Origin of the sequence: Streptomyces sp. NPDC038707, assembly GCF_040636485.1 — a bacterium.
Classification (GTDB): Bacteria; Actinomycetota; Actinomycetes; order Streptomycetales; family Streptomycetaceae; genus Streptomyces.
This window is the reverse complement of the sequence record NZ_JBEZUP010000030.1, coordinates 22619-49442: the sequence shown is the minus strand read 5'-3', so window position 1 is coordinate 49442 and position 26824 is coordinate 22619. Positions and strand designations below refer to the sequence as shown.

General features: G+C 75.0%; 22 protein-coding genes, 1 tRNA gene and 1 pseudogene. 11 read left to right on the top strand and 13 right to left on the bottom strand.

From position 1 onward, the window contains the following. Positions 1-181 precede the first annotated feature (181 nt). The gene (locus tag AB0E62_RS30700) at positions 182-1204 is read left to right on the top strand and encodes an MASE1 domain-containing protein (protein ID WP_362201029.1); all 1023 of its coding nucleotides are present in this window, start codon (positions 182-184) and stop codon (positions 1202-1204) included. A gap of 107 nt (positions 1205-1311) precedes the next feature. On the opposite strand, the gene AB0E62_RS30695 is transcribed toward AB0E62_RS30700, so the two are convergent. After that, positions 1312-1710 carry a hypothetical protein gene (locus AB0E62_RS30695; protein ID WP_362201026.1) on the bottom strand — a complete coding sequence of 133 codons (399 nt, stop codon included), beginning with the start codon at positions 1708-1710 and terminating at the stop codon, positions 1312-1314. Between the two features lie 132 nt (positions 1711-1842). Here AB0E62_RS30695 and selA point away from each other — a divergent pair, with 132 nt between their 5' ends. Then, positions 1843-3234 carry an L-seryl-tRNA(Sec) selenium transferase gene (gene selA, locus AB0E62_RS30690; protein WP_362201023.1) on the top strand — a complete coding sequence of 464 codons (1392 nt, stop codon included), beginning with the start codon at positions 1843-1845 and terminating at the stop codon, positions 3232-3234. Beyond that, positions 3234-4970: pseudogene (locus AB0E62_RS30685) on the top strand (SelB C-terminal domain-containing protein); the annotation flags it as partial. The gene selA and the pseudogene AB0E62_RS30685, both read left to right, overlap by 1 nt. Positions 4971-5011: 41 nt before the next feature. Here AB0E62_RS30685 and AB0E62_RS30680 read toward each other — a convergent pair. Next, positions 5012-5104: transfer RNA gene (locus AB0E62_RS30680), tRNA-Sec, on the bottom strand. A gap of 37 nt (positions 5105-5141) precedes the next feature. Here AB0E62_RS30680 and selD point away from each other — a divergent pair. Further along, the gene (selD, locus tag AB0E62_RS30675; RefSeq protein WP_362201020.1) at positions 5142-6155 is read left to right on the top strand and encodes a selenide, water dikinase SelD; all 1014 of its coding nucleotides are present in this window, start codon (positions 5142-5144) and stop codon (positions 6153-6155) included. A gap of 6 nt (positions 6156-6161) precedes the next feature. Here the strand turns inward: selD and fdh are convergent, their stop codons facing one another. After that, positions 6162-9422 carry a formate dehydrogenase gene (gene fdh, locus AB0E62_RS30670; RefSeq protein WP_362201017.1) on the bottom strand — a complete coding sequence of 1087 codons (3261 nt, stop codon included), beginning with the start codon at positions 9420-9422 and terminating at the stop codon, positions 6162-6164. Positions 9423-9624: 202 nt separating this feature from the next. On the opposite strand from fdh, the gene AB0E62_RS30665 reads away from it, so the two are divergent. The 4 genes from AB0E62_RS30665 to AB0E62_RS30650 are packed head-to-tail and all read left to right on the top strand — an operon-like array spanning position 9625 to position 12856. Continuing rightward, on the top strand, positions 9625-10272 hold the full coding sequence (locus AB0E62_RS30665) for a cytochrome c oxidase subunit II (protein WP_362201015.1): 648 nt from the start codon (positions 9625-9627) through the stop codon (positions 10270-10272). Further along, on the top strand, positions 10269-11927 hold the full coding sequence (locus AB0E62_RS30660; RefSeq protein WP_362201013.1) for a cbb3-type cytochrome c oxidase subunit I: 1659 nt from the start codon (positions 10269-10271) through the stop codon (positions 11925-11927). The genes AB0E62_RS30665 and AB0E62_RS30660 overlap by 4 nt, the downstream gene beginning before the upstream one ends. Then, positions 11924-12283, top strand: a complete 360-nt coding sequence (locus tag AB0E62_RS30655) for a hypothetical protein (protein ID WP_362201011.1) — start codon at positions 11924-11926, stop codon at positions 12281-12283. Before AB0E62_RS30660 ends, AB0E62_RS30655 begins: the two co-directional genes overlap by 4 nt. Positions 12284-12289: 6 nt before the next feature. Beyond that, positions 12290-12856 (top strand): hypothetical protein, encoded by a 567-nt coding sequence (locus AB0E62_RS30650; protein ID WP_362201009.1) that lies wholly within the window; start codon positions 12290-12292, stop codon positions 12854-12856. Here AB0E62_RS30650 and AB0E62_RS30645 read toward each other — a convergent pair. From AB0E62_RS30645 to AB0E62_RS30630, 4 genes are all read right to left on the bottom strand, one after another. Further along, complete coding sequence (locus tag AB0E62_RS30645; protein WP_362201006.1) at positions 12790-13572, bottom strand: HD domain-containing protein; 783 nt, start codon at positions 13570-13572, stop codon at positions 12790-12792. The two genes, AB0E62_RS30650 and AB0E62_RS30645, sit on opposite strands and share 67 nt — an antisense overlap. 117 nt (positions 13573-13689) lie before the next feature. Beyond that, entirely contained in the window at positions 13690-14706 is a 1017-nt protein-coding gene (gene nrfD, locus AB0E62_RS30640) for an NrfD/PsrC family molybdoenzyme membrane anchor subunit (protein ID WP_362201003.1), read from the bottom strand. After that, positions 14703-15656, bottom strand: a complete 954-nt coding sequence (locus AB0E62_RS30635; protein ID WP_362201000.1) for a 4Fe-4S dicluster domain-containing protein — start codon at positions 15654-15656, stop codon at positions 14703-14705. Before AB0E62_RS30635 ends, nrfD begins: the two co-directional genes overlap by 4 nt. Beyond that, complete coding sequence (locus tag AB0E62_RS30630) at positions 15653-17263, bottom strand: ubiquinol-cytochrome c reductase cytochrome b subunit (RefSeq protein WP_362200997.1); 1611 nt, start codon at positions 17261-17263, stop codon at positions 15653-15655. Before AB0E62_RS30630 ends, AB0E62_RS30635 begins: the two co-directional genes overlap by 4 nt. A 243-nt stretch (positions 17264-17506) precedes the next feature. Between AB0E62_RS30630 and AB0E62_RS30625 the strand changes: the two genes are divergently transcribed. Further along, positions 17507-19222, top strand: coding sequence for a thiamine pyrophosphate-binding protein (locus tag AB0E62_RS30625; protein ID WP_362200994.1), 1716 nt, complete (start codon positions 17507-17509; stop codon positions 19220-19222). Between the two features lie 247 nt (positions 19223-19469). On the opposite strand, the gene AB0E62_RS30620 is transcribed toward AB0E62_RS30625, so the two are convergent. From AB0E62_RS30620 to AB0E62_RS30595, 6 genes are all read right to left on the bottom strand, one after another. After that, positions 19470-19922: an ATP-binding protein gene (locus AB0E62_RS30620; protein ID WP_362200991.1), complete on the bottom strand. Its 453-nt coding sequence runs from the start codon at positions 19920-19922 to the stop codon at positions 19470-19472. 242 nt (positions 19923-20164) lie between these two features. Beyond that, positions 20165-20338, bottom strand: coding sequence for a CsbD family protein (locus AB0E62_RS30615; RefSeq protein WP_362200988.1), 174 nt, complete (start codon positions 20336-20338; stop codon positions 20165-20167). Positions 20339-20422: 84 nt separating this feature from the next. After that, complete coding sequence (locus AB0E62_RS30610; protein ID WP_362200985.1) at positions 20423-21046, bottom strand: DedA family protein; 624 nt, start codon at positions 21044-21046, stop codon at positions 20423-20425. Positions 21047-21078: 32 nt separating this feature from the next. Then, complete coding sequence (locus AB0E62_RS30605) at positions 21079-22326, bottom strand: cation:proton antiporter (protein WP_362200982.1); 1248 nt, start codon at positions 22324-22326, stop codon at positions 21079-21081. Positions 22327-22331: 5 nt separating this feature from the next. Beyond that, a complete protein-coding gene (locus AB0E62_RS30600) occupies positions 22332-22817 on the bottom strand; it encodes a TrkA C-terminal domain-containing protein (RefSeq protein ID WP_362200979.1) in 486 nt (161 codons plus the stop codon). Positions 22818-22923: 106 nt separating this feature from the next. Next, the gene (locus tag AB0E62_RS30595; protein WP_362200976.1) at positions 22924-23103 is read right to left on the bottom strand and encodes a hypothetical protein; all 180 of its coding nucleotides are present in this window, start codon (positions 23101-23103) and stop codon (positions 22924-22926) included. A gap of 201 nt (positions 23104-23304) precedes the next feature. On the opposite strand from AB0E62_RS30595, the gene proP reads away from it, so the two are divergent. Together proP and pgm are read left to right on the top strand one after the other, a co-directional pair. Beyond that, positions 23305-24903 (top strand): glycine betaine/L-proline transporter ProP, encoded by a 1599-nt coding sequence (proP, locus tag AB0E62_RS30590; RefSeq protein ID WP_362200973.1) that lies wholly within the window; start codon positions 23305-23307, stop codon positions 24901-24903. A gap of 242 nt (positions 24904-25145) precedes the next feature. Further along, positions 25146-26786 (top strand): phosphoglucomutase (alpha-D-glucose-1,6-bisphosphate-dependent), encoded by a 1641-nt coding sequence (gene pgm, locus AB0E62_RS30585; RefSeq protein WP_362200970.1) that lies wholly within the window; start codon positions 25146-25148, stop codon positions 26784-26786. Positions 26787-26824: the final 38 nt, after the last annotated feature.

The window sequence follows — 26824 nt, the reverse complement described above, 5'->3', positions numbered from 1 at the left end:
CCGGTTTCCATGTCGGCCCCGACGTACCGTAGGTCGGCTCCTCTGGCGCCCGGCGTGCCGTCAGCCGGTTCCGTGACCGCCCGGCGTTCCGTCGGCCGGGCCCCGTGACGGCCCCGGCGTTCAGCCATAGGGCCGGACGGGACCGCGTCTCGCCTCGCCGAGCCGCGCCCGCCGGTGTGAGATGGCTGCTGTGGTGGGTATCGAGGAGCTGCGCCGGCCGGGCGGGCTCGCCGTCCAGGTGGCCGCCGTCGCCGCCTGCTACTACGCGGCGGCGCGGCTCGGCCTGCTGCGGGAGCTGACCGTCGAGGGCGCCGTCGTCACCCCCATCTGGCCGCCCACCGGCGTCGCCGTCGCCGCCCTGCTGATCTTCGGCCTGCGCTGCTGGCCCGGCATCACGCTCGGCGCCTTCTTCGCCGTGCTGTCCCTGACCACACCCGACGTCGACATCCTCGGGGTCCTCTTCGGCAACACCGCGGCGCCCGTGTGCGCGGCGCTCCTGCTGCGCCGGGCACGCTTCCGCACCGATCTGAGCCGGTTGCGCGACGGCCTCGCCCTGGTGTTCCTGGGCGCGCTGGCGGCCACGCTGGTCAGCGCGACCGTCGGCGCCGGCTTCCTCGTCCTGACGGACGGCCTGGCCGCCCACAGCTTCTGGCCCGTCTGGCTCGCCTGGTGGGTGGGGGACGCGATGGGCGTGCTGATCGTCACCCCGTTGTTGCTGTCGCTGCACCGGGCGCGCCTGCCCCTGCCCCTGGGCCGGTGGAGGGAGGCGACGGCGCTGGCCGTCGTCGCCTGTCTGCTGGTGCCGCTGGCCGCGTACAGCCCGCTCAGCATGCTCTTCCTCGTCTATCCGGTCGTCATCTGGGCGGCACTGCGCTTCCAGCTGGTGGGCAGCATGCTGTGCGCGCTGCTGACCTCCGTGGTGGCCACCGTCGCCGCGACGGACGGCACCGGCGCGTTCACCGGGCTGAACCGGATCGAGGTGATGCTGAAGCTCCAGGCCTTCAACGGGGCCACCGCCCTGACCGCGCTGCTGCTGTCCGCCGTGATCATCGAGCAGCGCAACACCCGTGATTCGGTGGAGAATGCCTGCCAGGAACTGGTCGAGGTGCTCGAACACCTCACCGCCGGGGAGGCCCCACCGCCCCGGCCGCGCCCGGACCCCGGCGACCCCGGGAACCGCTCCCACCCGACCGGCATCCCCTGACCGCCCCGGCCGCACCACCGGCGAGACCTGCCCCGCCCGATCACCCCTGCTCGACCGGCACCCGAGACCGGCCCCGGCCCCGCGCCGGTTCCACCCACGCCGTGACGTCAGCGCGCCGAGCGGTTCGTCGGGCCCTCGTCGTCGCTGCCGGGCTCGGCCGCCGGAGTGCCGGACGAGGCGGTACGGCGCCCGGTAACCGGCGGGCGGCCGGCCCCGGTGGCCCCCGGCCGGCCGCCGCCCGTCGTGCCGTAGCCCCCGGGAATCCCCGGCGGGGTGTCCGCGGCGGCCTGCGCCTCGCTGATGTGGCGCCGGGCCCGGACCCCGGCCCGGCGCTCCGGGTACGGGTAGTCGAACGGCTCGGCGCCGGCCCGCTCGCGCTCCTCCTCGCGCCGGCGCCGCGCGGCCCGCCCGGCCGCCGTCGTCTCCTCGTCCCGCCGGTCCCGGTCCCGGTCACGGCCCTGCTCGGGTTCGTGTGCGTGCTCGTGTGCGTGCTCGTGTGCGTTCATGCGGCGCCGAGTACCCGGGCGGCGGCCGCCGCCCACGTGCGTCCCGGCGTGTCGGACGGTGCGGCGCGGGCGGCGGGGGACGATGGGCCGGACCCGCACGGGCACAGCCGGGACCGGGAGGAACAGGGCGCCATGGAACAGCGGCCGGTACCAGGACGGACAGCCGAGGACACCCCGGCGGACACGGCCGGCGCGCGCCGCCGCATCCCGCGCACCGACACCCTGCTGCGCGACCCCCGGCTGTCCGCCGCCGCGGACCGGCTCGGCGCGCACCGGGTGAAGGCCGCCGTACGGCAGGCACAGGAGCGGGCCCGCGCGGGCGGCATCGCGCCGGAACAGGTCCCGCGCACGGCCCTGGACCTGCTGCCCGGCACCGCGAGCGGCCTGCGCCCGGTGCTCAACGCCACCGGGGTGCTGCTGCACACCAACCTCGGGCGGGCCCCGCTGTCGGGCGCCGCCCGGCAGGCGGTCCACGAGGCGGCCGGGCCCACGGACGTCGAACTCGACCTCACGACCGGCGTACGGGCGCGCCGGGGCCGCTCGGCGCTCGCCGCGCTGCGCGAGCGGGTGCCGGCCGCCGGCGCCGCGCACGTCGTGAACAACGGCGCCGCCGCGCTCGTCCTGGCCGCCACCGCCCTCGCGGCCGGCCGGGAGATCGTCGTCAGCCGGGGCGAGATGGTGGAGATCGGCGACGGCTTCCGCCTGCCCGACCTGCTCGTGTCGACCGGCGCCCGGCTGCGCGAGGTCGGGACGACCAACCGCACCGCCCCCGCCGACTACGCGGCGGCCGTCGGGCCGGAGACCGCCTTCGTGCTGAAGGTCCACCCGTCCAACTTCCGCGTCACCGGCTTCACCCGGTCCGCCGGAACCGCCGAACTGGCCGGCCTCGGGGTCCCCGTGGTGGTCGACACCGGCTCCGGCCTGCTCGCCCCGTACCCGGCCCTGCCCGCAGAACCCGACGCGGACAGCGAGCTGCGGGCCGGTGCCGCGCTCGTCACCGCGAGCGGCGACAAACTGCTCGGCGGCCCCCAGTGCGGGCTCCTCCTCGGCCGTCAGGACCTGGTCGGCGCTCTGGCCCGGCATCCGCTCGCCCGCGCGCTGCGCGTCGACAAGCTGACCCTCGCCGCGCTGGAGGCCACCCTCACCGGCCCGCCCACCCCGACCGCCCGCGCCCTCGCCGCCGACCCGGACCGGATCAGGGACCGCGCCGGCCGGCTCGCCGCCGCGCTGCGCGCCGACGGGATCGACGTACGGGCCGTCACGAGCGCCGCCACGGTCGGCGGCGGGGGAGCACCCGGGGTCACCCTGCCCAGCGCGGCCCTGTCCCTGCCCGAGCCGTACGCCGTCGCCCTGCGCACCGGCCGCCTGCCCGTCGTCGGCCGGCTGGAGGCGGGGCGCTGCCTGCTGGACCTCAGGTCGGTCCCGCCCGAGGACGACGGCCGGCTGGCCGACGCCGTACGGTCGGCCCGGCCCGCCGTGCACCGGGCCGCGGTGGAGGAGCCCGCCAGGGACGGTCGGGCCTGATGCGGGTCCTCGCCACCGCCGGACACGTCGACCACGGAAAGTCCGCGCTGGTCCGCGCGCTCACCGGCATGGAACCCGACCGGCACGAGGAGGAGCGGCGCCGGGGCCTCACCCTGGACCTGGGATTCGTGTGGACCCGGCTGGACGGCGACGACCTGGTCTTCGTCGACGTACCGGGGCACGAGCGGTTCGTGCCGACCATGCTGGCCGGCGTCGGACCCGTGCCCGCCGTGCTGTTCGTGGTGGCCGCCGACCAGGGCTGGCAGCCGCAGTCGGCGGAGCACCTGGCCGTCCTCGACGCGCTCGGCGTCCGGCACGCCGTCCTCGCGGTGACCCGCGGCGACCTCGCCGACCCCGGGCCGGTGCGCGCCGACGCCCTCGCACGCCTGGCCGCCACCTCGCTGGGCCCGGTCGCCTCGGCCGCCGTCAGCGCGGTCACCGGCGCCGGCCTGGACGAGCTGCGTGCCGCACTGGCCCGGCTGGCGGACCGGCTGCCCGCCCCCGACCCCGACGCCGACGTACGCCTGTGGCTGGACCGGGCGTTCGCCGTCCGCGGTCACGGCACCGTGGTGACCGGCACCCTCGGCGCGGGCACCCTGCGGGTCGGCGACCGGCTGGTCACCGCCGACGGCACGGCCACGCTGCGGGTGCGCGGCCTGCAGAGCCTGCGCGAGGAGCGGACCGCCGTCGGCGCGGTGGCCCGCGTCGCCGTCAATGTGCACGGGCCCGGGGACGGCGCGCTGCGCCGCGGACAGGTGCTGCTGACCCCGGACCGCTGGCTGTGCGCCGAGGTGACCGACGTACGCGTCACCGGGGAGGACGCGGCCGCGCTGCCCCGCTGCCTCACCCTGCACATCGGTACGGCCGCCGTGCCGGTGACCGTCCGTCCGCTCGGCCCGGACACCGCCCGGCTCACCCTGCGCCGGGGCCTGCCGCTGCGGGTGGGCGACCGGGCGGTGCTGCGCGCGCCCGGCGGCGGCCGCACCCCCCTCGGGGCCACCGTCCTGGACGTACGGCCGCCCCGGCTGACCCGGCGCGGCGCCGGCCGGGCCCGCGCGGCGGAACTGGCCACCATGACCGGCCGCCCCGACCCCGCCGCCGAACTGCGCCGCCGCAAGCTGATCCGGCGCGCCGAGCTGCGCGCCATGGGCGTGCCCGCGCCCGGGAACCCGGTCGCCGGGGACTGGCTGGCCGATCCGGCGCACTGGGCGGAGCTGAGGGACCGGCTCGTCGCCCGGGTGGGCGAACACGCCCGCGCCCGTCCGCTGGACCCCGGCCTGCCCACCGAGACGGCCCGCCGGCTGCTCGGACTGCCCGACCGCGCCCTGGTCGACGCGCTCGCCGCGCGGCTGCCCCGGCTGCGCGCCGACCGGGGCCGGCTGTACCCCGCCGACGGTCCGCGGGACGCCCTGCCCGCCCCCGTCCGGGCGGGCGTGGACGCCCTGCGCCGGGACCTCGCCCGGGCCCCGTTCCGCGCGCCCGAGGCCGGCCGGCTCGCCGAACTCGGCCTGGACCGGCGGGCGCTGGCCGCGGCGGCGGCCGGCGGGGCGCTGCTGCGGATCGCCGACGGGATCGTGCTGCTGCCCGGCGCGGACGCCGTGGCCGCCGCCGTGCTGCGGGCGCTGCCCCAGCCGTTCACGCTCAGCGAGGCCCGGCGCGCGCTGGACACCACCCGCCGGGTGGCCGTACCGCTGCTGGAGTTCCTGGACGCCCGGGGCCATACCGAGCGCGTGGACGCGCGGCGCCGGCGCTGCCGGACGGACCCGGTGAACGGAGACGGAGACGGACGGGAATCGAACCCGCCGGCCCGAGATCCTCGGGCCCCTCGGTTTTGAAGACCGGGAGGGCCACCAGGCACCCACACGCCTCCACCGCCCGTCAGGCTACCGCCCCAGGAGACCACCGCCATGACAGCGACACCGGCCCGTCCCGCGCCCGTACGGCTCACCCAGTTCGCCCACGGCGGCGGCTGCGCCTGCAAGATCCCGCCCGGCGAACTCGAGGAGGTGGTCGCCCACCTGACCGCGCCCGCGCTCACCGGAGGCGACACCCCGCTGCTGGTCGGCCTGGCCACCGGCGACGACGCGGCCGTGGTCACGCACCGGGGCACCGCCCTCGTGGCCACGGCCGACTTCTTCACCCCGGTCGTGGACGACCCGTACGACTGGGGCCGGATCGCCGCCGCCAACGCCCTGTCCGACGTGTACGCGATGGGCGGCCGGCCCGTGCTCGCCGTCAACCTCCTCGCCTGGCCGCGCGACCGGCTCCCGTTCGACCTCGCCCGGGAGGTGCTGCGCGGCGGACTCGACACCGCCACCGAGGCGGGCTGCCACGTCGGCGGCGGACACAGCGTCGACGACCCCGAACCCAAGTACGGCATGGCCGTCACCGGCGTCGCCGACCCCGGGCGGCTGCTGCGCAACGACGCGGGCCGGCCGGGGCTGCCGCTGTCCCTGACCAAGCCGCTGGGCACCGGAGTGCTGAACAACCGGCACAAGGCCACCGGCGAGCGGTTCGCGCACGCCGTCGCCACGATGGCCGCCCTGAACCGGGAGGCCGCCGAGGCCGCGCTCGCCGCCGGCGCCGAGTGTGCCACCGACGTCACCGGCTTCGGCCTCCTCGGCCACCTGTACAAACTGGCCCGCGCCTCCGGGGTGACCGCCGTGGTCGACACGGCCGCCGTGCCGTATCTGGAAGGCGCCCGTCAGGCCGTAGAGGCGGGCTACGTCAGCGGTGGCACCCGGCGCAATCTGGAGTGGGTCGCGCCGCACACCGACTTCGGGGACACCGACGCGGACACCCGGCTGCTGCTCGCCGACGCGCAGACCTCCGGCGGGCTGCTCGTCGCCGGGGAGGTGCCCGGAGCGCCCGTGGTGGGGGAGCTGGTGCCGCGCGGGCCGCACTCCCTGGTCCTGCGGTAGGACCGCTCACGGCTCGGTCCCGGTCCGCTCGTCGATGCCCGCCCGGATCCGGTACGCCCGCACCAGTGCCAGGGCCGCCTCGCCCCTCGGCCGCCGTCCCGGGCGGATGTCGACGGCGAACGCCTTCGTCTCCTGGATGTGTGTGTTGGGGTCCAGGGACAGGTGCACCAGTTCGTTGGCCGCGTCGCCGGTGCTGTATCCGTTCGGGCCCCAGTGGTAGGGCAGTCCCACCTGGTGCAGCGTCCGCCCGTGCACGGTCAGCGGGACCATCCGGGCGGTGACCAGCACCCGGGCCTCGATCACGCCCCGGGCGCTGACGATCGTGGCCCAGCCGGTGTGCGCGAGGCCCCGCTCGGCGGCCAGCTCGGGGGACACCTCGCAGAAGAACTCCGGCTGGAGCTCGGCCAGGTACGGCTGCCAGCGGGACATCCCGCCCGCCGTGTGGTGCTCGGTGAGCCGGTAGGTGGTGGCCACGCAGGGGAACACCGAGGAGCCGGGCTCGGCGCCGCTCGGCTGGTAGCGGTTGCCGGGGTGCGGGGGCAGCAACTGCCGTACCGGGTTGCGCTGCTGGTCGTGGACGAGGTTCGGGACGGGGGAGTCCTGCGGCTCGTAGTGGGCGGGCAGAGGGCCGTCCGTGAGGCCGGAGGGGACGTACAGCCAGCCCTTTCCGTCGGCCTGCATGATGAACGGGTCCGTGCCGGACAGTGCCTCCGGTCCGGTCGCGCCCTCGGGCGGGACGTGGCCGGGCGCCTTGTCCTTCGTGAAGTCGGGGACGTCGTGGCCCGTCCACTCGCCGCGCTCCGCGTCCCACCACACCAGCGCCTTCCGCTCGCTCCACGGCCGGCCCTCGGGGTCGGCGGAGGCGCGGTTGTACAGGATCCGCCGGTTGGCCGGCCAGGCCCACGCCCATTCGGCCGCGACCCAGTCCTGCTCCCGGCCCGGCCTGCGGCGGGCCGCCTGGTTGACACCGTCGGCGTAGACCCCGCAGTAGATCCAGCAGCCGCAGGCCGTCGAGCCGTCGTCCTTCAGCTCCTCGTACGAGGACAGCGGGCCGCCGTCCGGGCCGCGGCCGTTGATCTCGGCGAGGACCGCCTCCGCGTCCGGTTCGGCGAGCGGACCCTTCGTCGGGTAGTCCCAGGCCAGGTCGAGCACCGGCCGGTCCATCCCGTCGTCGGACCCGGCGAGCTTCGCCCGGATGATCCGGCCCAGGTGGTAGGCGAACCACAGGTCGCTGCGCGCCTCGCCGGGCGGCTGGACCGCCTGGTGGTGCCACTGGAGCAGCCGCTGGGTGTTGGTGAAGCTGCCGTCCTTCTCGGTGTGCGCGGCGGCCGGCAGGAAGAACACCTCCGTGCGGATGTCCTCGGTGCGCAGCTCGCCGGTCTCGGTCTCCGGCCCGTCCCGCCACCAGGTCGCCGACTCGATCAGCGAGAAGTCCCGCACCACCAGCCACTCCAGGTTCGCCATGCCGAGCCGCATCAGCCTGGAGTTCGCGTTGCCCACCGCCGGGTTCTCACCGATCAGGAAGTATCCCTTGCAGACGCCGTCCAGCTGGGCCGTCGTCGTCTCGTACGTCGAGTGGGAGCCGGTCAGCCGGGGCAGGTAGTCGAAGCAGAAGTCGTTCTCCGCGCGCGCCGCGTCACCCCAGTACGCCTTGAGCAGGCTCACCAGGTAGGCCCGCATGTTGCCCCAGTAGCCCTTGTGCGCGGCCTCGGCGGCGACGAACGCGTCCAGGTCCTGGTTCTGGTGCGCGTGCGGCATCGGGATGTAGCCGGGCAGCAGGTTGAACAGGGTCGGGATGTCCGTGGACCCCTGGATGGAGGCGTGCCCGCGCAGCGCCAGGATGCCGCCGCCCGGCCGGCCGATGTTGCCGAGCAGCAGTTGCAGGACGGAGGCCGCCCGGATGTTCTGCACGCCCACCGTGTGCTGGGTCCAGCCGACCGCGTAGGCGAAGGCCGTCGTCCGGTCGCGTCCGGAGTTCTCCGTGACCAGCTCGCACACCCGCTCGAACACGTCCCGCGGCACCCCGCAGACCCGCTCGACCAGCTCCGGGGTGTAGCGGGCGTAGTGCCGCCTGAGCACCTGGAAGACACAGCGGGGGTGGGACAGCGTCTCGTCCCGTTCCGGCTCGCCCTCGCCGATCACCGCGCCGCCGGAGCCGTGGGCCTCGCCGCGCGCGGCCTCGGTCACGGACGTGCCGCCCCGGGTGCGGTCCTCGTACTCCTGGTCCCGCTCGCCGGAGGCCGCCTGCACCTCGGTGCCCTCGTACTGCCAGCTGGTGTTGTCGTAGCCGCGGTTGTCGCGGTCCAGGCCGGAGAAGACACCGGCCAGGTCCTCGGTGTCCCGGAAGTCCTCCCGCAGGATCACCGGCGCGTTGGTGTACGCCACGACGTACTCGCGGAAGTACTTCCCGTGCCGCAGCACGTGGTTGACGATCCCGCCGAGGAAAGCGATGTCCGTGCCCGCGCGCAGCGGCACGTGCAGGTCGGCGAGCGCGCTGGTGCGGGTGAACCGCGGGTCGACGTGGATCACCTTGGCGCCGCGGGCCTTGGCCTCCATCACCCACTGGAACCCGACCGGATGGCACTCGGCCATGTTCGAGCCCTGGATGACGATGCAGTCCGCGTGCTGGAGGTCCTGCTGGAAGGTGGTCGCGCCGCCGCGGCCGAACGAGGTTCCCAGACCGGGAACGGTGGAGGAGTGTCAAACGCGCGCCTGGTTCTCGATCTGGATCGCGCCGAGCGCGGTGAACAGCTTCTTCAGCAGGTAGTTCTCCTCGTTGTCGAGCGTGGCGCCGCCGAGGCTCGCGATGCCGAGGGTACGCCGGGTGCGGGCCCCGTCGACCTCCCACTGCCAGCCGGCCCGGCGGGCCTCGATCACCCGGTCGGCGATCATGTCCATCGCCGTGTCCAGGTCCAGCCGCTCCCACCCGGTGCCGTACGGGCGCCGGTAGAGGACGTGCTGCTCGCGGGCGTCCCCGGTGGTCAGCTGGAGGCTGGCGGCGCCCTTGGGGCACAGCCGGCCGCGGGAGACGGGGGAGTCCGGGTCGCCCTCGATCTGCGTGACCCGGCCGTCCTGGACGTACACGTTCTGGCCGCAGCCCACCGCGCAGTACGGGCAGACGGACTTCACCACCCGGTCGGCCGTGGCCACCCGGGGTGTCAGCCGGGCGCTCGCCGCGCTCTTGGCGGCGGCTCCCCGGCCCAGCGGATCCGTGCCCGTGAGCTGCCGGTAGACCGGCCAGGAGTCGATCCAGGTGCGTACGCCCACGGCTCCTCCTCCCGCTCGGGTGCCTCGATTGTCCCGCCGCCTCGCGCGCACGGCATCTCCGGCCGCCGGGGAGGTGCCACTGCGGTGTGTCGGCACCCGGACCCGAGGAGGTGCCCGTAATGTCCGGATGGTCACGGTCCCGAGTGAGTGACGGGAGCGATCGGATGACGGTCAGGGGCGGCGGGGCGAAGACGGTGGCGCCGTGAGGCAGCGCCATGTCTTCGGGACGGTGTTCACGGTGGAGACGGCCATCGCCGGTGCCGTGTTCCTCGCCGTCCTCGGCCTGCTGGCCTGGACGCTCCTGCGTCACCGGCGCCCCGGCACGCCGGAGGGCCCCCAGCCGGCCGAGCGGGCCGAACGGCCGCGCCTGGAGGCCTACTACGTCGCCGCCCTCGCGGCCTTCGCGGTCTTCCTGGTGGCCTGGACCGCCTGGCAGAACCACCGCGAGCACCCCGCGGCCGGCCCGCGTCCGCTGCGCGTCGACGTCACCGGCTTCCAGTGGTGCTGGACCTTCCGCTACCCGGGCTCCCCGGCCCGCCGCAGCGTCACCGGCACCTGCGAGGGCCACGACATGCCCACCCTCGTCGTGCCGGCCGGCCGGACCGTCCAGTTCCGGCTCACCTCCCGGGACGTCGTCCACTCCCTCTGGGTGCCCGCGCTGCGCTACAAGACCGACGCCTTCCCGCACCACGTGAACACCCTCACCCTCACCCTGGACCGCACGGGCCGCTGGCGCGGCCGGTGCGCCGAGTTCTGCGGCCAGCGGCACCACACCATGGACTTCTGGATCGAGGCCGTGTCCCCCCGCGCGTACGACCGCTGGGCGCACGGCGGGCCGGCCGCCGCATGACGGTCGCACCGCCCGCCCGGGCCCGGCCGGACGACGACGGCCGGTCCGTCCCGCCGGGCGGCTGGCTCGGCTGGGCCGCCACCACCGACCACAAGCGGATCGGCCTGCTCACCGCCGGCACCTCCCTGGTGCTCATGCTGCTCATGGGCGTCCTCGCCCTGCTGATGCGCGGTCAGCTCGCCCGCCCGGAGGAGACCTTCCTCGGGGCGCACCTGTACGACCAGGTCTTCACCGTCCACGGCTCCGGGATGATCTACCTGGTCATGACGCCGTTCGCGCTGGGCCTCGGCGTCTACCTGGTCCCGTTGCAGACCGGCGCCCCCGGCATCGCCCTGCCCCGGCTCACCCTCCTCGGTTACTGGCTCTACGCGGGCGGCGCCCTCGCCCTGCTCGCCGGCTTCGCCACCCCGGCCGGCGCGCACGCCGCCGGCTGGTTCTCCTACCCGCCGCTGGCCGACGGCGAGTTCTCGCCCGGCACCGGCAGCGACCTGTGGATCGTGGGTGTCCTCCTCGCCGTCACCGGAGCGATCCTGCAGGGCTGGGCGGTGCTGTGGACCCTGCTGCGCCGCCGCACCCGGGGCATGACCATGCTGCGGCTGCCCGTGTTCTGCTGGGCCATGATCGCCACCTGTCTGATGGTGATCGGCGCCTTCCCGGCCCTGCTGGCCGCCCTCGCCCTGCTGGCCGTGGGCCGCGCCGACGCCTCTCTCTTCGCGTCCAACGCGTGGAACATCGGCTACCAGCACCTCTTCTGGTTCTACGGCCACCCCGTCGTGTACGTGATGTTCTTCCCGTACCTCGCCGCCGTCGCCGAGGTGCTCGCGGTGTTCTGCGGGCGCCGCTTCTTCGGCTACCGGGGCACCGTGCTGTCCCTGCTGGTGTTCGCCGCCCTCTCGATGAGCGTGTGGGGCCACCACATGTTCGCCACCGGCCAGGCGGCCAACGACTACTACTCCCTGACCTCCATCGCCCTGCTCGTCCCCGCCGGCGTGGAGTACTTCGGCATGCTCGGCACCGTCCTCGGCGCCCGGCCGCGGCTGCGCACCCCGATGCTGTTCGCGCTCGCCTTCATCCCGCAGTTCCTGATCGGCGGCCTCACCGGCGTCATGGTGGGCACCCCCGTGATCGACTACCACGTCACCGACAGCTATTTCGTCGTGGCCCACCTGCACTACGTGCTCTTCGCGGGCAGCGCCTTCGGCCTGTTCGCCGCGGTCTACTTCTGGTTCCCCAAGGTCACCGGCGTGCTGCTGGACGAGGGCATGGGGCGGCTGCACTTCTGGCTGCTGGTCGTCGGCACCAATCTGACCTTCCTGCCGATGTTCGCGCTCGGCTACCTCGGCATGCCCCGCCGGGTCGCCACCTACGCCGCGTTCGACGGCTTCGGCACCCTCAACCTGCTCTCCGGGGCCGGCGCGGCCTTCCTCGCCGCCGGCATGGCGGTGTTCGTGGTCAACGTGGTGCGGACCCTGCACGCCCGCCGCCTGGGCAGCGCCCGCCCGGCCGGTGACGACCCGTGGGACGGGCACACCCTGGAGTGGGCCACCCCGTCCCCGCCGCCGCGCCTGAACTTCCCGGCGGACCGCCCGCTGCCGCCCGTCACCAGCTTCGCCCCGCTGCTCGACCTCAAGCGCCGGGAGGGCGGCCGCGCATGAGACGGCACCTGTCCGCCGTGGTGGTCGCGGGTTGGGCGCTGCTCAACGGCGTCCTCCTCGCCGTCCTCGCGGTCTACGGCGAGAGCCCGCTGGTGTTCTGGCTGTGGGGCGGCGTCGTCCTGCTCCTCGCGCTGGCGGCCGGCGCGGTGCTGCTCTCCTCCCGCCGGGCGCCCGACCAGCACGTCCGCTACCGGGTCCCGGACCGGGGCGCGGGCGCGGTGCCGCCCGCCGCGGCCGGCCTGCTGCTGGTCGCCCTGGGCTTCGTCTACGGCCACTGGCTGCTGTTCGTCGCCGTGCCCCTGCTGGGCGTCTCGGCCGTGCTCGCGGTACGCGGCACCACGGCCCGGGACAGGTGACCGGCCGTGCATCCCGCGCACACGTCGGTCGTGGTGACGGCCGGGCCGGCGCTCCTGGTCGCCGCCGCCGTCCCGGCCGTCGTCCACGCCCTGCGCCGCTCCCCGCTGTGGGAGCGGACCGCCGTCCCCGCCGCCGTGGCCCTGCCCCTGCTGGTGCTGGCGCACGCCTGGGCGGTCCTCGGCGACCTCGGCGTCCTGCGGCCACCGGGCGGGGCCCTGGTCACCCAGCCCGTGCTGCTCGGGGCGGCCGTGCTGTTCTGGCTGCCGGTCCTGGCCCGCACCCGGCACCGGCTGGACGACGCCGGCCGGTGCCTGTACCTCTTCCTCGCGGCACCGCTGCTGGACCTGCCGGTCGTCGGGGTCGTCGCCGCGGGCCGCCCGGCGGCGGGCCTCGCCATGATCACCGGCATGCTGCCGCTCGGCATCACCGCGGCGGCGGTCACCTGGGCGTGGGTGAACCGGGAGGAACGCGAGGCCCGGGCGGCATCCCCGGGCCCCGGGCCCGCTCATTCCGCGAACGGCGCGTTCATCAGCAGGTCCTCCGCGGAGGGCACCGGGAAGCCGGGGAGGTGACGGCGGCCGACCTCGGCGAAGGGGTGCATCAGCTCGCCCATCGGCTTGCTGCGGCACAGCGACAGGATCGTCTCCAGCGCGACCTTCTTGAACTCCAGTCGGGGGAAGGCGTCGAGCACCTCCGCCAGGACGTCGGCCGGGATCCGGTCCAGCCCGTTCCCCGTGAAGTCGAGCGCCGACCCCACGGACACCAGGGCGATCTCCGGCCTCTTGCGGGCCGCGATGCCCGCGCTGGTGTGCAGGGCGATCGCGTCCCAGACCACGTCCACCCGCTCGGCGGGCACCCGCAGCCGGCGCAGGAAACGGCGCGCGGCGTCGGCGCCGTCGACCTCGAAGCGCTCGGTCGGGGTCTGGAACGCCTCCACCAGACCGAGATCGTGCAGCACGGCGGCGACGAACCCCAGCTCCCGGTCGTAACGCGTCCCCTGCCGGTCGAACACCAGCGCGCCGAAGACATAGCTGCGCAGCACGTGATGGAACAGCGACGGGGAGCTGACACTGCGGGCGAAGGCCACGGTGTGCCGGGCCACCTCGCTGTCGGGGATCCGGACCCCGGCCACCGCCGCGGGCAGCGCGGCGGCCCGGCCCGGCCGGGCGTGGGCGGCGGCGGGCGGACCGGCGACCGCGGCCGCCGCGCCGGCCGCGGCGGCACCGGCCCCGCGCCGGAGCATCGTGCGCCGGGTGACGTCGCGTCCGTCGGTGTGTGCCTCGGTCATCTGTGCGTTCCTCTCACGAGCGACTGGTCACCGTGAGCCTAGGAACGGCGGATCCGGGCCGACAGCGGCGAAAGTGACAGGCAGTCACGGAATTCCGCCAGTGCCGGCCCGGCCCGGTCAGGGGCGTGACCCGAGGGCCTTCAGGCGTTCCCGCTGCGGTACGACCGTGTACACGGGGTCCTCGGCGGAGGCCACCCCGGCGTGGAACACACCGAAGCGCAGCGCCGCGGAGCCCGCCAGCAGCGCCGCCCCGGACACCCGTGCGAGGCGCCGGTCGCGCGCGGAGCACAGCGCGAGGGCCGCGCCGCCCGCCGTCAGCAGCTCCGCCGCCCGGACCAGCAGACCCGCCCGGCCCAGCCCGAACGGCCGCGCGGCCAGGCCCATGCGCCGCTTCATCGTGCGGAAGGCGCCCAGTTCGAGAGCGGTGCCGAGCACGGCGAGCCGGCGCGCGGGACCGGCCTGGGCGGCCGGTGCCGCGAGCAGCGCCAGCCCGGACGCGGCACCGGCCGCCGAACCCGCGAAGACGAACGGGAGTTCCCGGTAGCCCTCGTGCCAGGACGGCACCGCCGTGTCCGCGAGCAGCACCGCGGTGTAGGTCGCCACGGCCGGGCCCAGGACGGCGCAGGCCGCCGTGGCGGCCGAACCCAGCAGCCGGTACCGGCCCGCGACCTCGGTGGCCGCGGCGGTCAGCGTCAGCGGCGCGTACGCCGCCAGCAGCCACGAGCCCACGCTCATCGGCGAGGTCGGTTTGCACACCCGCAGCATGTTCAGGAAGCGGGCCGGCCGCCCCAGGTCGTGCACCAGCGCCGCCAGCGACAGCGAGATCGCCCCGGCCGCGGCCGTGTGCGCCGGCGCCTCGAGCCCCGGCCGGCCGGTCAGCCGGGCCCCGGCCGCCAGCAGCGAGGACGCCCCGGCCAGCCCGCCGAGGTACAGGTACCCGGCGATGTCCAGCGGCTTCCACGGCGGCTTGGTGAGGACGGGCATGCCGTAGTACGACGCGAACTCCGCCTCCGGCACCACCGGCCGCTCACCCCGGCCGCCCCGCCTCCGGCGGCCCGCCTGGGCGCCGGTCACCGCCTCCCGGCCCGGGCGGGCGCCCCGCACCCCGTCCCGCGTGACGTCCGACTCGCTCATCCGGGCCTCCTCGCGAAGCTGCCCAGGGCCAGGGCCGCCAGGGTCACCGCGGCCGCCGCCGCGTGCCGCCACATCGCGGGCAGGTCCCGGGTGGTGACCTGCGGGTCCGGTGGCAGCCCGTACACCTCCGGCTCGTCCAGCAGCAGGAAGAACGCGCCGGCACCGCCCACCCCGTCCCCGGGGCTCTCGCCGTACAGGCGGGCGTCGGTCACACCGGCCGCGTGCAGCCGCGCCACCCGCTCCCGCGCCCGTTCCCGCAGCTCCTCCAGCGGGCCGAACTGGATGGAGTCGGTCGGGCAGGACTTGGCGCAGGCCGGCTCCAGGCCGACGCCCAGCCGGTCGTAGCACAGGGTGCACTTCCACACCCGCCCGTCGCCCTCCCGCCGGTCGAGGACACCGTACGGGCAGGCGGGCACGCAGTAGCCGCAGCCGTTGCAGACGTCCTGCTGGACGACGACCGTGCCGAACTCGGTGCGGAACAGCGCTCCCGTGGGGCACACGTCCAGGCAGCCCGCGTGCGTGCAGTGCTTGCACACGTCCGAGGACATCAGCCAGCGCAGCTCGGTCCGGCCGTCCGGGGCCACCGGCGGGACCGGCCCGCCGGGTTCCGTACCGGTGCCGAGCCGGGACGCTGCGGCGAACACGTCCACGCCGTCCCCGGCCGCCCCCGGCCCGCCGGACGGGACCTGCTCCACGAAGGCCACATGCCGCCAGGTGTCGGCGCCGAGGCCACGCGTGTTGTCGTAGGACATGCCGGTCAGCTCCAGGCCGTCCTCCGGGATCGCGTTCCACTCCTTGCACGCCACCTCGCACGCCTTGCAGCCGATGCACACGGAGGTGTCGGTGAAGAAGCCCACGCGCGGCGGGGCGTCGGGGTAGCCGGCCGCGCCGGACACGTCCGGCTGCGGCCCGTACAGCGCGTTCCCGCGCCGGTCGGCGCCGTCCGTCATGGCGTCTCCTCCTCGCTCACGGCGTCCTCCGCCTCCCGCCCGGCCCCCGCGCCCGGAGCGGCCCGCACGGCGGCCACCCGGCGGCGCTGCCCCGGCGTGGCCGGCAGTTCCACGCTCCGGCCGAAGTACCAGCGGCTGAGGGCGTTGCGCAGCCGGTGCCGGCGCAGCCAGCGCCAGGCCTCCGAGCCCGCGGCCCGCGGCCGGGGCATGTCCCGCACGAGCATGCGGCAGACCTCCTCGCCGGGCAGCAGGGTGTGCGCCTCCTCGTAGCCGCCGCCCGCCGTGCGCCGCACCTCGCCGGTCGTCTCCCCGGTCAGCAGCCGCCGCCGGTCGGCCGCCTGGAGCCCGAGACAGGCCCGTCTGGTGGCCTGGTAGGTCACGAACGGCACGACGAACACCCCGGCGCGCAGGACGCGGGTGAGCAGCTCCACCGGCAGGTCGAACACATAGGCCAGCACGTCCTGCCCGCCGGCCAGCAGCAGCACGCCGTAGACCGAGACGGCCGCGGCGCCGAGCGCGGTCCGGGCGGGCCGGTCGCGCGGCCGGTCGCACAGATGCTGTTCCGGGCCGGGACCGGTGAGCCACCGCTCGAGGAACGGGAAGCCGTACAGGCCGAGGAACAGCACCGCGGGCAGCACGACCCCGGGCAGGAACACGTCCCAGACGACGGTGTGCCCGGCCGCGTCCGTCTCCGCGCCCGGCATCAGCCGCAGCGCGCCCTCCAGATAGCCCACGTACCAGTCGGGCTGCGAGTCCAGGGAGACGTGGTCGGCGCGGTACGGCCCGAAGTCCCACACCGGGTTGATCTGGAACAGCGCCCCCATCAGCGCGAGCACCCCCGCCACGATCAGGAACAGGCCCGCGGACTTCGCCGTGTACTGCGGCACCAGCGGCTTGCCGACGACGTTCCGGTTGGTGCGGCCGGGCCGCGCCCACTGGGTGTGCTTGTGCACCACGACGTACGTCAGGTGCACCCCCACCAGCGCCAGCAGCAGACCGGGTACCAGCAGGACGTGCGTCACGTACAGCCGGGAGATGATCTCGTGCCCCGGGAACTGGCCGCCGAAGAGGAGGAACGACACGTACGTCCCCACGACCGGCACCGACAGCACGATGCCCTGCGCGGTGCGCAGACCGGTGCCGGACAGCAGGTCGTCGGGGAGCGAGTAGCCGCAGAAGCCCTCCAGCAGGGCGAGCAGGAACAGCGTCACCCCGACCGTCCAGTTCAGCTCCCTGGGCCGGCGGAACGCGCCGGTCAGGAAGATCCGCAGCAGGTGGACGCCGACGGCCGCGACGAACACCAGCGACGCCCAGTGGTGCACCTGCCGCATCAGCAGACCGCCGCGCACGTCGAAGCTGATGTGCAGCACGGACGCGTACGCCCCGGTGGTCATCGTGCCGCGCAGCGGCGGGTACGAGCCGGTGTACGGGTGTTCCGTCATGTCGGGGTGGAAGAAGAACGTCAGCCATCCGCCCGTGAGCACCAGCACCAGCAGGCTGTACAGCGCGAGTTCGCCCAGCAGGAACGACCAGTGGTCCGGGAAGGACTTGCGCAGGAACTCGCGGCCCGCGGCGACGGCCGGGAGCCGCTGGTCCAGCGCCGTCACCAGGCGCTCCCCGCGGCCCGGGCGCCGGGCCGGCTCCCGTTCCTGAGACACCTCCACCGCGTGCCCGCCCTCCGCCCGGTGCCGGATCACTCACTGCGCGTGCTTCCCCTCCGAGCCTGGCACGCCCGGCCCGGCTCCGCGCGTCCGGGACGGCCGCCCGGTCGGCCCGGTCCGTTTGCGGGGTTCGGCGCGCGGCTACCCGGTGGCCCGGACCAGTGGCCGCCGGGGCTCAGGGAGGTCGCCGTGGTGAACGTGTCCGACAGGCTCGCCGCCCGGCTGCGGGAGGCGGGCGTGGGCCGGGTGTACGGCGTGCCGGCCCTGGCCGTCGACCCGCTGGTGCGGGCCCTCGGCGGCGCCGGGGCCCCGGAGTTCGTGCAGACGCGGGGCGAGGAGTCCGCCGCGCTCATGGCCTGCGCCGAGGCCAAGCTCACCGGCCGGCCCGGCTGCTGCCTCGCCCCGCCGGGAGCGGGTGTGCTGCGGCTGCTGGCCGGGCTGTACGACGCGGCGGCCGACCGTGCGCCGGTGCTGGCCCTGGTGGGCGCCGACCCGGCGCCCCGGCGTGACGGCGGCCCGGCCGTACGCCACCTGGCGGAGGTCTGCGTGTACTGCGAGGAGGCGGCGGCGCCGGAGCTGGTCGGCGACGCCTTCGACCGCGCGGTCCGGGCCGCGCTCGGCGACCGGGGGGCGGCGGGCCTCGTCCTGCCCCACGAGACCCTCGCGGCCCCGGCACCGCCCGGACCGTGCGGTCCGTCCGGTGCCCCGAGCGTCCCGTCGCCGGTGCGCCGGCCGGACCCGGGTGCCGTCCGGCGCGCGGCCGAGGTGCTCGGCGGCGGGGGCCGTCCCGTCGTGCTGGTCGGCAACGGGGGCCGCGCGGCGGCCGGGCGGGCGGCCAGGGCGGCGCGGCAGCTGGGCGCCGGTGTCGCCACGACCGCCCTGGCCCGGGACACGCTGCCGGACGACCTGCCGTACCTGGCCGGCGTGGCGGGCCCGCTCGGCAGTGAGGCCGCCGCGGCCCTGCTGGGGGAGTGCGGCACACTGCTGCTCGTCGGCGCGGAGGACCTGGACCCCGCGCTGCTCCCGGCCGCGGACCGGTGCCGGATCGTCACCGTGGACCGGGACCCGGAGGACTGCCCGCTCGACCCCGGGGCTTCCGCCGTCCGGGTGAACGGCGAGGCGACGGCCTGCCTGGACGCGCTGCTCCCGCTCCTGCGCGGCGGCGCGGACCGTGGCTGGGCCGTCCGGGTGGAGCGCACGGTGCGGGCGTGGCGGGCGGCGGGGGAGACCCGGGCCCACCGCTACTTCGGTACGTCGGTCAACCCGCGGTCGGTGGTCGCCGAGCTGTCCGAGCGGCTGCCGGAGGGGGCCGTCGTCACCACCGACTCCGGCACCGCGCTGGACTGGTGGACCCGCCATCTCCGGCTCCGCACCGGCATGCGCTCGCTGCTCTCCGGCCACCTGGGACTGCCGGGCGCGTCCGTGCCCTACGCCGTGGCCGCCCGGTTCGCCGCCCCCGGCCGGCCGGTGATCGCCCTCGTCGGCGACGGGGCTCTGCAAGGCGGGGGCCTGAACGAGCTGATCACCGTCCGCCGTCATCTGGACCGGCTGGCCGATCTGCCCCCGCTGGTGTTCTGCGTCTTCAGCAACGGCGACCTGAACCGGCTGACCTGGCAGCGCCGGGCCGCCGTGGGCGATCCGCTGATCCCGCTCTCCGCTGAGGTCCCCGCGCTGCCGTACGCCGAGTGGGCGCGCCTCGCCGGGCTGCCCGCCGTCCGCTGCGACCGGCCCCGGCAGGTCGGCTCCGCCTGGGCCGAGGCGCTGGGCCGGCGCGGTCCTGTGCTGCTCGAGTTCGTGGTGGACGGCGAGACACCCCCGGACTGGGCGACAGCGCGGACAGGCTCCGCCCGGATGCCAGGTGCGGGCTCCTGGGGGCGGCGGCTGACCCGCGCCCGTGCTCGTTGACCGGTTGCCGTCACCCTTGCCGTCCGGCCTGGGGGCCGCGTCGAGGACGTGGTGGCCGATGCCGCCGCCCGTGACCACGGGCGGCGGCAAGGTCCTGATCGACAGGGCCCTTGGACTGGCCCCGCACGCAGGGGGACGATCGGACGCGGCGGTGTCGTCCGTCGGCGGTACGCCGCTTGACGGCACCGCCGGGCTCACGCCCGGCGTCCGCTCCCGGCGGCGCTCGACGGCTGTGACGTGCCCGCGGTCAGCCGGTCGGGTCCGTGGTCAGGGGCACCGTCGCCGTGACCCGTTTGCCGTGGGCCAGCCAGGTCACGTCCAGGTCGCGGGCGAGCATCGCCACCAGGTGCAGGCCGTGGCCGCCGACCCGACGGGGGTCGGGGGGACGCCTGCGCGGCGGCTCCCGGGAGGTGTCCGTGACCGTGACGCGCAGCGCCCGCGCGCCCGGCAGCAGCTCCAGGCCCAGCGCGCACGGACCGGGCGCGTGCTTGGCCGCGTTGGTGACGAGTTCGCTGACGACGAGCTGGGCATCCTGCACCGGACGCCGTCCCGGGGTCGGCCGCGCCCGCGCGAGCAGGTCGGCGACGGCGTCTCTGGCCTCAGCGATGCTGGAGACGCCGGTGTCCCAGGTGCGGCTGTAGCGCAACACCGCCGGGCGGTCCCGCGTCGTCGTCGCGTGAGTCCTGAGAGGGATGTCCATATCTCGTTGCCCTTTTCCTCTGGGGTCAGGGGCCCTTCCTGTGCACAGGGGTACCGTGCCGTCCCTGCTCGGCTACCCGCTGGGGCGCCGGTCAAGGGGACGTTTGCGAGGAATCCCCCGGATGGGCACGAACGTCCGGTCCCGCGCGCATGAACGGGCCCGGGACCTCCGCTCGCGCGGGGACACCCGGGCCCGTTGCGTGGCCGGACCGGCACACACCTCGTCGGTCGAAGCCGTCTCGGTCAGTGCTTGAAGACGTCCTTCGCCTTCTCCTTGGACTGCCGGGCGTCCCCCTTGGCGCCCTTCGCGCGGCCCTCGGCCTCCATGCTCTCGTTGCCCACGGCGCGGCCCACGGCCTCCTTCACCTTGCCCTTGGCCTGCTCCGCCTTGGCCTTCGCCTTCTGGTTGCCGGCCATCGTGTGTCACTTCCCTACGTAGGACGCGGTCTGCGGTCCCCCTCCGGATTGCCCTTCCACCGCCGTCCAAACCAGACCGGCGGGTCAGCGGGCGCGGTGCCGCCGCACGAGGTGGCGTACGACGAACCCCGCGATCACGACGGCGGCGGCGAGGAGGACGTACGGTTCGTAGCGCCGGACGCGGTCGTGGACCGCGGTGATGTGGCTGCCCGCCAGGCAGGCGAGGGTGGTCCACAGGCCGACCCACAGGGCCGCGCCGAGAGCGTTGAAGGCGAGGAAGCGGCGCCAGCGCATGCCGGTCGTGCCCGCGATGATGCCGTTGGCCTGGCGCAGCCCCTCCACGAACCGGGCCACGGTCACGATCTTGCCGCCGTGCCGGGTGAAGAAGCGCTCGGCGGCCTCGAACCGCTTCGGGGTCAGCAGGACGTACCGGCCCCACCGGTGCACGAAGGCCCGTCCGCCGGCCCGGCCGATCAGATAGCCGAGGTTGTCCCCGGCGACGGCCGCGGCGAACGCGATGAGCGCCACGGCCACCACGTCCAGCCGGCCCGCGCCCGCGTACACCCCCGCCGCGAGGAGGATCGTCTCGCCGGGCGCGGGGACCCCGAAGTCCTCCACGAAGACCACGGCCGCCACGGCCCAGTAACCGTAGTGGCCGAGCAGCGGTTCCAGTTGGGCCAGCGGTCCCGGCAGGGGAGGCGACGACATGCCCCCACCGTACGTCGGCGCCGTCACGGTGATCAGGAGCGGCTGACCGGTGCCTCCTGGTCCGGCGCGACGGCGTCCGGGCCGTCCTCGGCCCCGGGCTCCGGCGCCGGGCGCGGGCGGGCCGGGCGGCCGGTGAGCCGCAGGGCGAGCGGCTCGGTGTACCGGGCGGTGAGCGGGCCGAGGACGACCAGGATCAGCACATAGGCGGTGGCCAGCGGGCCGAGGTCGGAGTCGATGCCGGAGGTGACGGCGAGGCCCGCGATGACGATGGAGAACTCGCCGCGGGCCACCAGGGTGCCGCCGGCCCGCCAGCGGCCCCGGCCCGAGATGCCCGCGCGACGGGCCGCCCACCAGCCGGTGGCGATCTTCGTGAGGGTGGTGACGGCGGCCAGGGCGAGCGCGGGCAGCAGGACCGGCGGGATGCTCGCCGGATCGGTGTGCAGGCCGAAGAAGACGAAGAACACCGCCGCGAACAGGTCCCGCAGCGGTGCCAGCAGGTTGTGCGCGCCCTCGGCGACCTCCCCGGACAGGGCGATGCCCACCAGGAACGCGCCGACCGCCGCCGAGACCTGGAGCTGCTGGGCGACCCCGGCGACCACCAGGGTCAGGCCGAGGACCACGAGGAGCAGCTTCTCGGGGTCGTCGGTGGAGACGAAGCGGGAGATGTGGCGGCCGTAGCGGACCGCGACCAGCAGCACCACGCCCGCCACGCCGAGCGCGATGGCCAGCGTCGCGCTGCCCGCGGCGATGCCGGTCCCGGCGAGCAGGGCGGTGACGACGGGCAGGTACACCGCCATGGACAGATCCTCCAGCACCAGGATGCTGAGGATCACCGGTGTCTCCCGGTTGCCGATCCGGCCGAGGTCGCCGAGGACCTTGGCGATGACGCCGGAGGAGGAGATCCAGGTGATGCCGGCCAGGACGACGGCGGCGATCGGGCCCCAGCCCAGCAGCAGGGCCATGGCGGCGCCGGGCAGGGCGTTGAGGACGGCGTCGACGATCCCGGCCGGGTACTGGGTCTTCAGGTTGGAGACCAGATCGCCGGCGGTGTACTCGAGGCCCAGCATGAGCAGCAGCAGGACGACGCCGATCTCGGCGCCGATGGCCACGAACTCCTCGCTGGTGCCGAGCGGCAGCAGCCCGCCCTCGCCGAAGGCGAGCCCGGCCAGCAGATACAGCGGGATGGGAGAGAAGCGCAGCCGGGCGGCGAGCCGGCCGAGCAGGCCGAGGCCGAGGATGATCGCGCCGAACTCGATCAGGAAGACCGCGGAGGAATGCATCCCGGTCACTCCCGTCCGAGTATCGCGGCGGCGGCGTCCACGCCCTCACGGGTACCGATGACGATCAGGGTGTCCCCGCCGGCCAGCCGGAAGCCGGGGCCGGGGGAGGGGATCGCCTCGGCGCGGCGCAGGACGGCCACGATCGACACCCCGGTCTCCGTGCGCATCCGGGTGTCGCCGAGCAGCCGTCCGTTCCAGTAGGAGGTCCCGGGCAGCTCGATCCGTTCGGCCACCAGGCCCAGTTCCGTCGTGGAGAGCAGGGTGGGGCTGTGATGGGTCGGCTTCAGGGCGTCCACCAGGGCCTCAGCCTCCTGCCCGGTGAGGCGGACCGACAGCGCGCAGGCGTCGGGGTCGTCGTTCCGGTAGGCGCTCAGGGTCCGCGAGCCGTCCCGGTGGGCGACCACCGACAGATTGCGGTGTTCGCGGGTCGTCAGGTCGTACCGGACACCGATGCCCGGCAACGGTGTCCTGCTGGTGCGTGCGGTACTCATGGAAAGCCCCCTGCCTCGGCCTTGAACATCTCTTGGTGAAATCGTTACCCGAAGCTTATCCGGAACGTGATCGTTCCGGGTGGGGCGAGAGGGGGCCGGTGCCGCGCTAGGGGCGGGGGTCGCCGCACCCTCCTGCGGTGGGGCCCGGCTGGCAGTCGCGGCACAGCTCGTGGTGCCCCTCGTGGGTGACGACGGTGCCCCAGCCGAGGCGCTGGTCGCAGTCGCGGGCGAGGGTCAGGTCGGGACGGGGCGGCAGAAGGGGGCTGGGGTGGGCTCCGTGCGCCATAAGGGGAACGGCTCCTTGCGATGACGGGTCGCGCGAAGGTCGCTGACGGTGTCGTCCGGTGACCTCCATTATGTCCTACTTTTTCCTTACGTCTGTGGCCTGCCTCATATTCCCGCCGCCGGGACTGGACGAAGAGATTCCGTTTCCGGCCCGGCGAGAGGGGCAGGCGGTGATCAAGACGGCGAGCGGAAGGAGGCGCTCATGAGCGGTGAGAGGTCCGGCGAGGAGCCCACGTCCGGTGCGGGGCCCGTGTCCGGCGGGGAGCGGGGGGCGCGGAGCACGGCGCGGGTGCCGAAGGCGGTGGCACGGCTGCCGCACCAGGTCCGCGAGGAACTGAGCCGCAGGCTGCACCGCAACCGGCGGGCCTTCCGCACCGACGACGTGCAGGTCGTCGAGCCGCCGCTGCTGCGGCGCGCCGTCGGCGCCTCCGCGCTCGGCAACTGCATGGAGTGGTTCGACTTCGGTGTCTACAGCTACCTCGCCGCCACCATCGGCAAGGTCTTCTTCCCCGGCGCCTCCCCGGCCGCCCAGGTCATCTCCTCGTTCGCGACCTTCGCCGCCGCCTTCGTCGTGCGGCCCCTCGGCGGACTGGTCTTCGGGCCGCTCGGTGACCGGATCGGCCGGCAGAAGGTGCTCGCCACCACCATGATCATGACGGCCGCGGGCACCTTCGCCATCGGTCTCATCCCCGGGTACGCCACCCTCGGCATCGCCGCGCCCGTGCTGCTCCTGCTGGCCCGCATGGTCCAGGGCTTCTCCACCGGCGGCGAGTACGGCGGGGCCACCACCTTCGTCGCCGAGTACTCCCCGGACCGCCGGCGCGGCTTCCTCTCCAGCTGGCTCGACTTCGGCACCTTCGCCGGCTACGCCCTCGGTTCGGCCCTGGTCACCGCGCTGAACCTGGCCCTGACGGACGCCCAGATGCTCTCCTGGGGCTGGCGCGTGCCGTTCCTGATCGCCGGACCGCTCGGTGCGATCGGCCTCTACATGCGGATGAAACTGGAGGAGTCCCCAGCCTTCCAGCAGCAGCTGGACGAACACGAGAAGGCCCTCGCGCAGGAGTCGGCCGGCAGCGAGTTCAAGGACATCGTCCGCAATCACTGGCGGGCCCTGCTCGTCTGCATGGGGCTGGTGCTGCTCTACAACGTCACCAACTACATGGTCACGGGCTATCTGCCGACCTATCAGACCGAGACCCTGCACCGCTCCAGCGGCACCGCCGACCTGCTGGTGCTCGTCGGCATGGTGTGGATCGTCATCCTGATCACCTTCCTCGGCCGGCTCAGCGACCGGGTGGGACGGCGGCCGCTCTACGCCGTCGGCGCCGCCGCGATGATCGTGCTCGCCGTGCCGGCCTTCTGGCTGATCAAGGCGGACGGCACCTGGCCGCCGATCGCCGGCGTGCTGCTGCTGGCCACCCTGCTGGCCTGCTTCGCCGCGCCCAGCGCGGCCACCCTGCCCGCGCTGTTCCCGACCGCCGTGCGCTACGCGGCCATGGGCATCGGCTTCAACTTCGCGGTCGCCGCGTTCGGCGGCACCACCCCGCTGGTCACCGCCGCCCTGGTCGAGCTGAGCGGCGACGACCTGATGCCCGCCTACTACCTGATGCTGGCCGGCGCCATCGGCCTGCTCACCGTGCGGTTCCTGCCGGAGAGCGCCCAGGTGCCGCTCAAGGGCTCGCAGCCGATGGTCGGCTCGAGCGAGGAGCGGCGCGAACTCATCGCCACCTCCAAGGAGCTGTACGCCTTTGCACGGAAGGAGGCGCGGGAGCGGGAGGGGGAGCGGACACGGCGGGGGTGAGGCGGGCGGGGGAGCGCACACGGCGGGGGTGAGCCGGGCGCCGGCCGCCCGCCCGCGCCACCCCCGCCTCCGCCGGGCCCGGGCAGACAGGCCCGGCCTCGCGCGGTACCGCACCGCTGCTCGCCGGACGCACCTTCGACAGTGTGTCCCCGCTGGAGGGGTGAGCTCGCCCGGCGCGCCCCCCACGAGGAAAGATGTGCGGTGAGCGAACGACCGAACACCGATGCGGAGAAAGGGTACTCATGCCGCACGAACGAGCCGGCCGGCCGGCCCGTCCCGAGGACCTCGTCGACGTGGCCCGGCTGGTCACGGCGTACTACACGCTGCACCCCGACCCGGCCGACCCCGCGCAGCGGGTGGCGTTCGGCACCTCGGGCCACCGGGGCTCGTCCCTGGCGAGCGCCTTCAACGAGGACCACATCGCCGCGACCAGCCAGGCCATCTGCGAATACCGTGCCGCCCGGGGCACGGACGGCCCGCTGTTCCTGGGCGCCGACACCCACGCCCTGTCCGAGCCGGCGAAGGCCACCGCGCTGGAGGTCTTCGCCGCCAACGAGGTGACCGTGCTCATCGACGACGCGGACGGCTACACGCCCACCCCCGCCGTCTCGCACGCGATCCTGACCCACAACCGGGGCCGCGCCTCGGGCCTCGCCGACGGCGTGGTGGTCACCCCGTCGCACAACCCGCCCGCCGACGGCGGCTTCAAGTACAACCCGCCGAGCGGCGGTCCCGCCGCCTCCGACGCCACCGCCTGGATCCAGGACCGCGCCAACCAGATCATCGCGGGCGGCCTGAAGGACGTGCGCCGGCTTCCGTACGCCCGCGCGCTCGCCGCGGACACCACCGGGCGGTACGACTTCCTCGGCACCTACGTCGGCGATCTGCCGAGCGTGCTGGACCTGGACGCCGTCCGCGCGGCCGGGGTGCGCATCGGCGCCGACCCGCTCGGCGGCGCCTCCGTCGCCTACTGGGGCCGGATCGCCGAGCAGCACGGCATCGACCTGACGGTGGTCAACCCGCACACCGACCCCACCTGGCGGTTCATGACCCTGGACTGGGACGGGCAGATCCGCATGGACTGCTCCTCGCCGTACGCGATGGCCTCCCTCATCGAGCAGCGCGACCGCTTCCGCATCGCCACCGGCAACGACGCCGACGCCGACCGGCACGGCATCGTCACCCCGGACGCGGGCCTGATGAACCCCAACCACTACCTGGCGGTCGCCATCTCCTACCTCTACCGGCACCGCGAGCAGTGGCCGGCCGCCGCGGGCATCGGCAAGACCCTGGTCTCCTCCACCATGATCGACCGGGTCGCCGCCGACCTCGGCCGCCGGCTGGTCGAGGTACCGGTCGGCTTCAAGTGGTTCGTGGACGGACTCGTCGGCGGGGACCTCGGGTTCGGCGGGGAGGAGTCGGCCGGCGCGTCCTTCCTGCGCCGGGACGGCTCGGTGTGGACCACCGACAAGGACGGCATCATCCTGGCCCTGCTCGCCGCCGAGATCACGGCCGTCACCGACAGGACGCCCTCGGAGCACTACGCCGCCCTGACCGAACGTTTCGGCGCCCCCGCCTACGCCCGCATCGACGCGCCCGCCACCCGCGAACAGAAGGCGCTGCTGGGGAAGTTGTCGCCGGCCCAGGTCACCGCGGACACCCTGGCCGGGGAGCCGGTCACGGCCGTGCTCACCGAGGCCCCCGGCAACGGCGCCGCGATCGGCGGCATCAAGGTCACCACCGACAACGCCTGGTTCGCCGCCCGGCCCTCGGGCACCGAGGACGTGTACAAGGTGTACGCCGAGTCCTTCCTCGGCCAGGACCACCTCGCGCGGGTGCAGGAGGAGGCCCAGGCGGTGGTGCTGGGCGCGCTCGGCGGCTGACCGGGCGCGCGGGGCGGCTCCCGGCGGGGGCCGCCCCG

Bases quoted from the DNA above. Each gene is read 5' to 3' on its own strand.
- AB0E62_RS30615 (WP_362200988.1), bottom strand. From the start codon at position 20,338: ATGGCCGGCAACCAGAAGGCGAAGGCCAAGGCGGAGCAGGCCAAGGGC.
- AB0E62_RS30600 (WP_362200979.1), bottom strand. From the start codon at position 22,817: ATGAGTACCGCACGCACCAGCAGGACACCGTTGCCGGGCATCGGTGTC.
- pgm (WP_362200970.1), top strand. From the start codon at position 25,146: ATGCCGCACGAACGAGCCGGCCGGCCGGCCCGTCCCGAGGACCTCGTC.
- selD (WP_362201020.1), top strand. From the start codon at position 5,142: ATGACAGCGACACCGGCCCGTCCCGCGCCCGTACGGCTCACCCAGTTC.
- proP (WP_362200973.1), top strand. From the start codon at position 23,305: ATGAGCGGTGAGAGGTCCGGCGAGGAGCCCACGTCCGGTGCGGGGCCC.
- AB0E62_RS30695 (WP_362201026.1), bottom strand. From the start codon at position 1,710: ATGAACGCACACGAGCACGCACACGAGCACGCACACGAACCCGAGCAG.
- AB0E62_RS30660 (WP_362201013.1), top strand. From the start codon at position 10,269: ATGACGGTCGCACCGCCCGCCCGGGCCCGGCCGGACGACGACGGCCGG.
- AB0E62_RS30620 (WP_362200991.1), bottom strand. From the start codon at position 19,922: ATGGACATCCCTCTCAGGACTCACGCGACGACGACGCGGGACCGCCCG.
- AB0E62_RS30635 (WP_362201000.1), bottom strand. From the start codon at position 15,656: ATGACGGACGGCGCCGACCGGCGCGGGAACGCGCTGTACGGGCCGCAG.
- nrfD (WP_362201003.1), bottom strand. From the start codon at position 14,706: ATGAGCGAGTCGGACGTCACGCGGGACGGGGTGCGGGGCGCCCGCCCG.
- AB0E62_RS30700 (WP_362201029.1), top strand. From the start codon at position 182: ATGGCTGCTGTGGTGGGTATCGAGGAGCTGCGCCGGCCGGGCGGGCTC.
- AB0E62_RS30655 (WP_362201011.1), top strand. From the start codon at position 11,924: ATGAGACGGCACCTGTCCGCCGTGGTGGTCGCGGGTTGGGCGCTGCTC.
- AB0E62_RS30610 (WP_362200985.1), bottom strand. From the start codon at position 21,046: ATGTCGTCGCCTCCCCTGCCGGGACCGCTGGCCCAACTGGAACCGCTG.
- AB0E62_RS30595 (WP_362200976.1), bottom strand. From the start codon at position 23,103: ATGGCGCACGGAGCCCACCCCAGCCCCCTTCTGCCGCCCCGTCCCGAC.
- AB0E62_RS30605 (WP_362200982.1), bottom strand. From the start codon at position 22,326: ATGCATTCCTCCGCGGTCTTCCTGATCGAGTTCGGCGCGATCATCCTC.
- selA (WP_362201023.1), top strand. From the start codon at position 1,843: ATGGAACAGCGGCCGGTACCAGGACGGACAGCCGAGGACACCCCGGCG.
- AB0E62_RS30645 (WP_362201006.1), bottom strand. From the start codon at position 13,572: ATGACCGAGGCACACACCGACGGACGCGACGTCACCCGGCGCACGATG.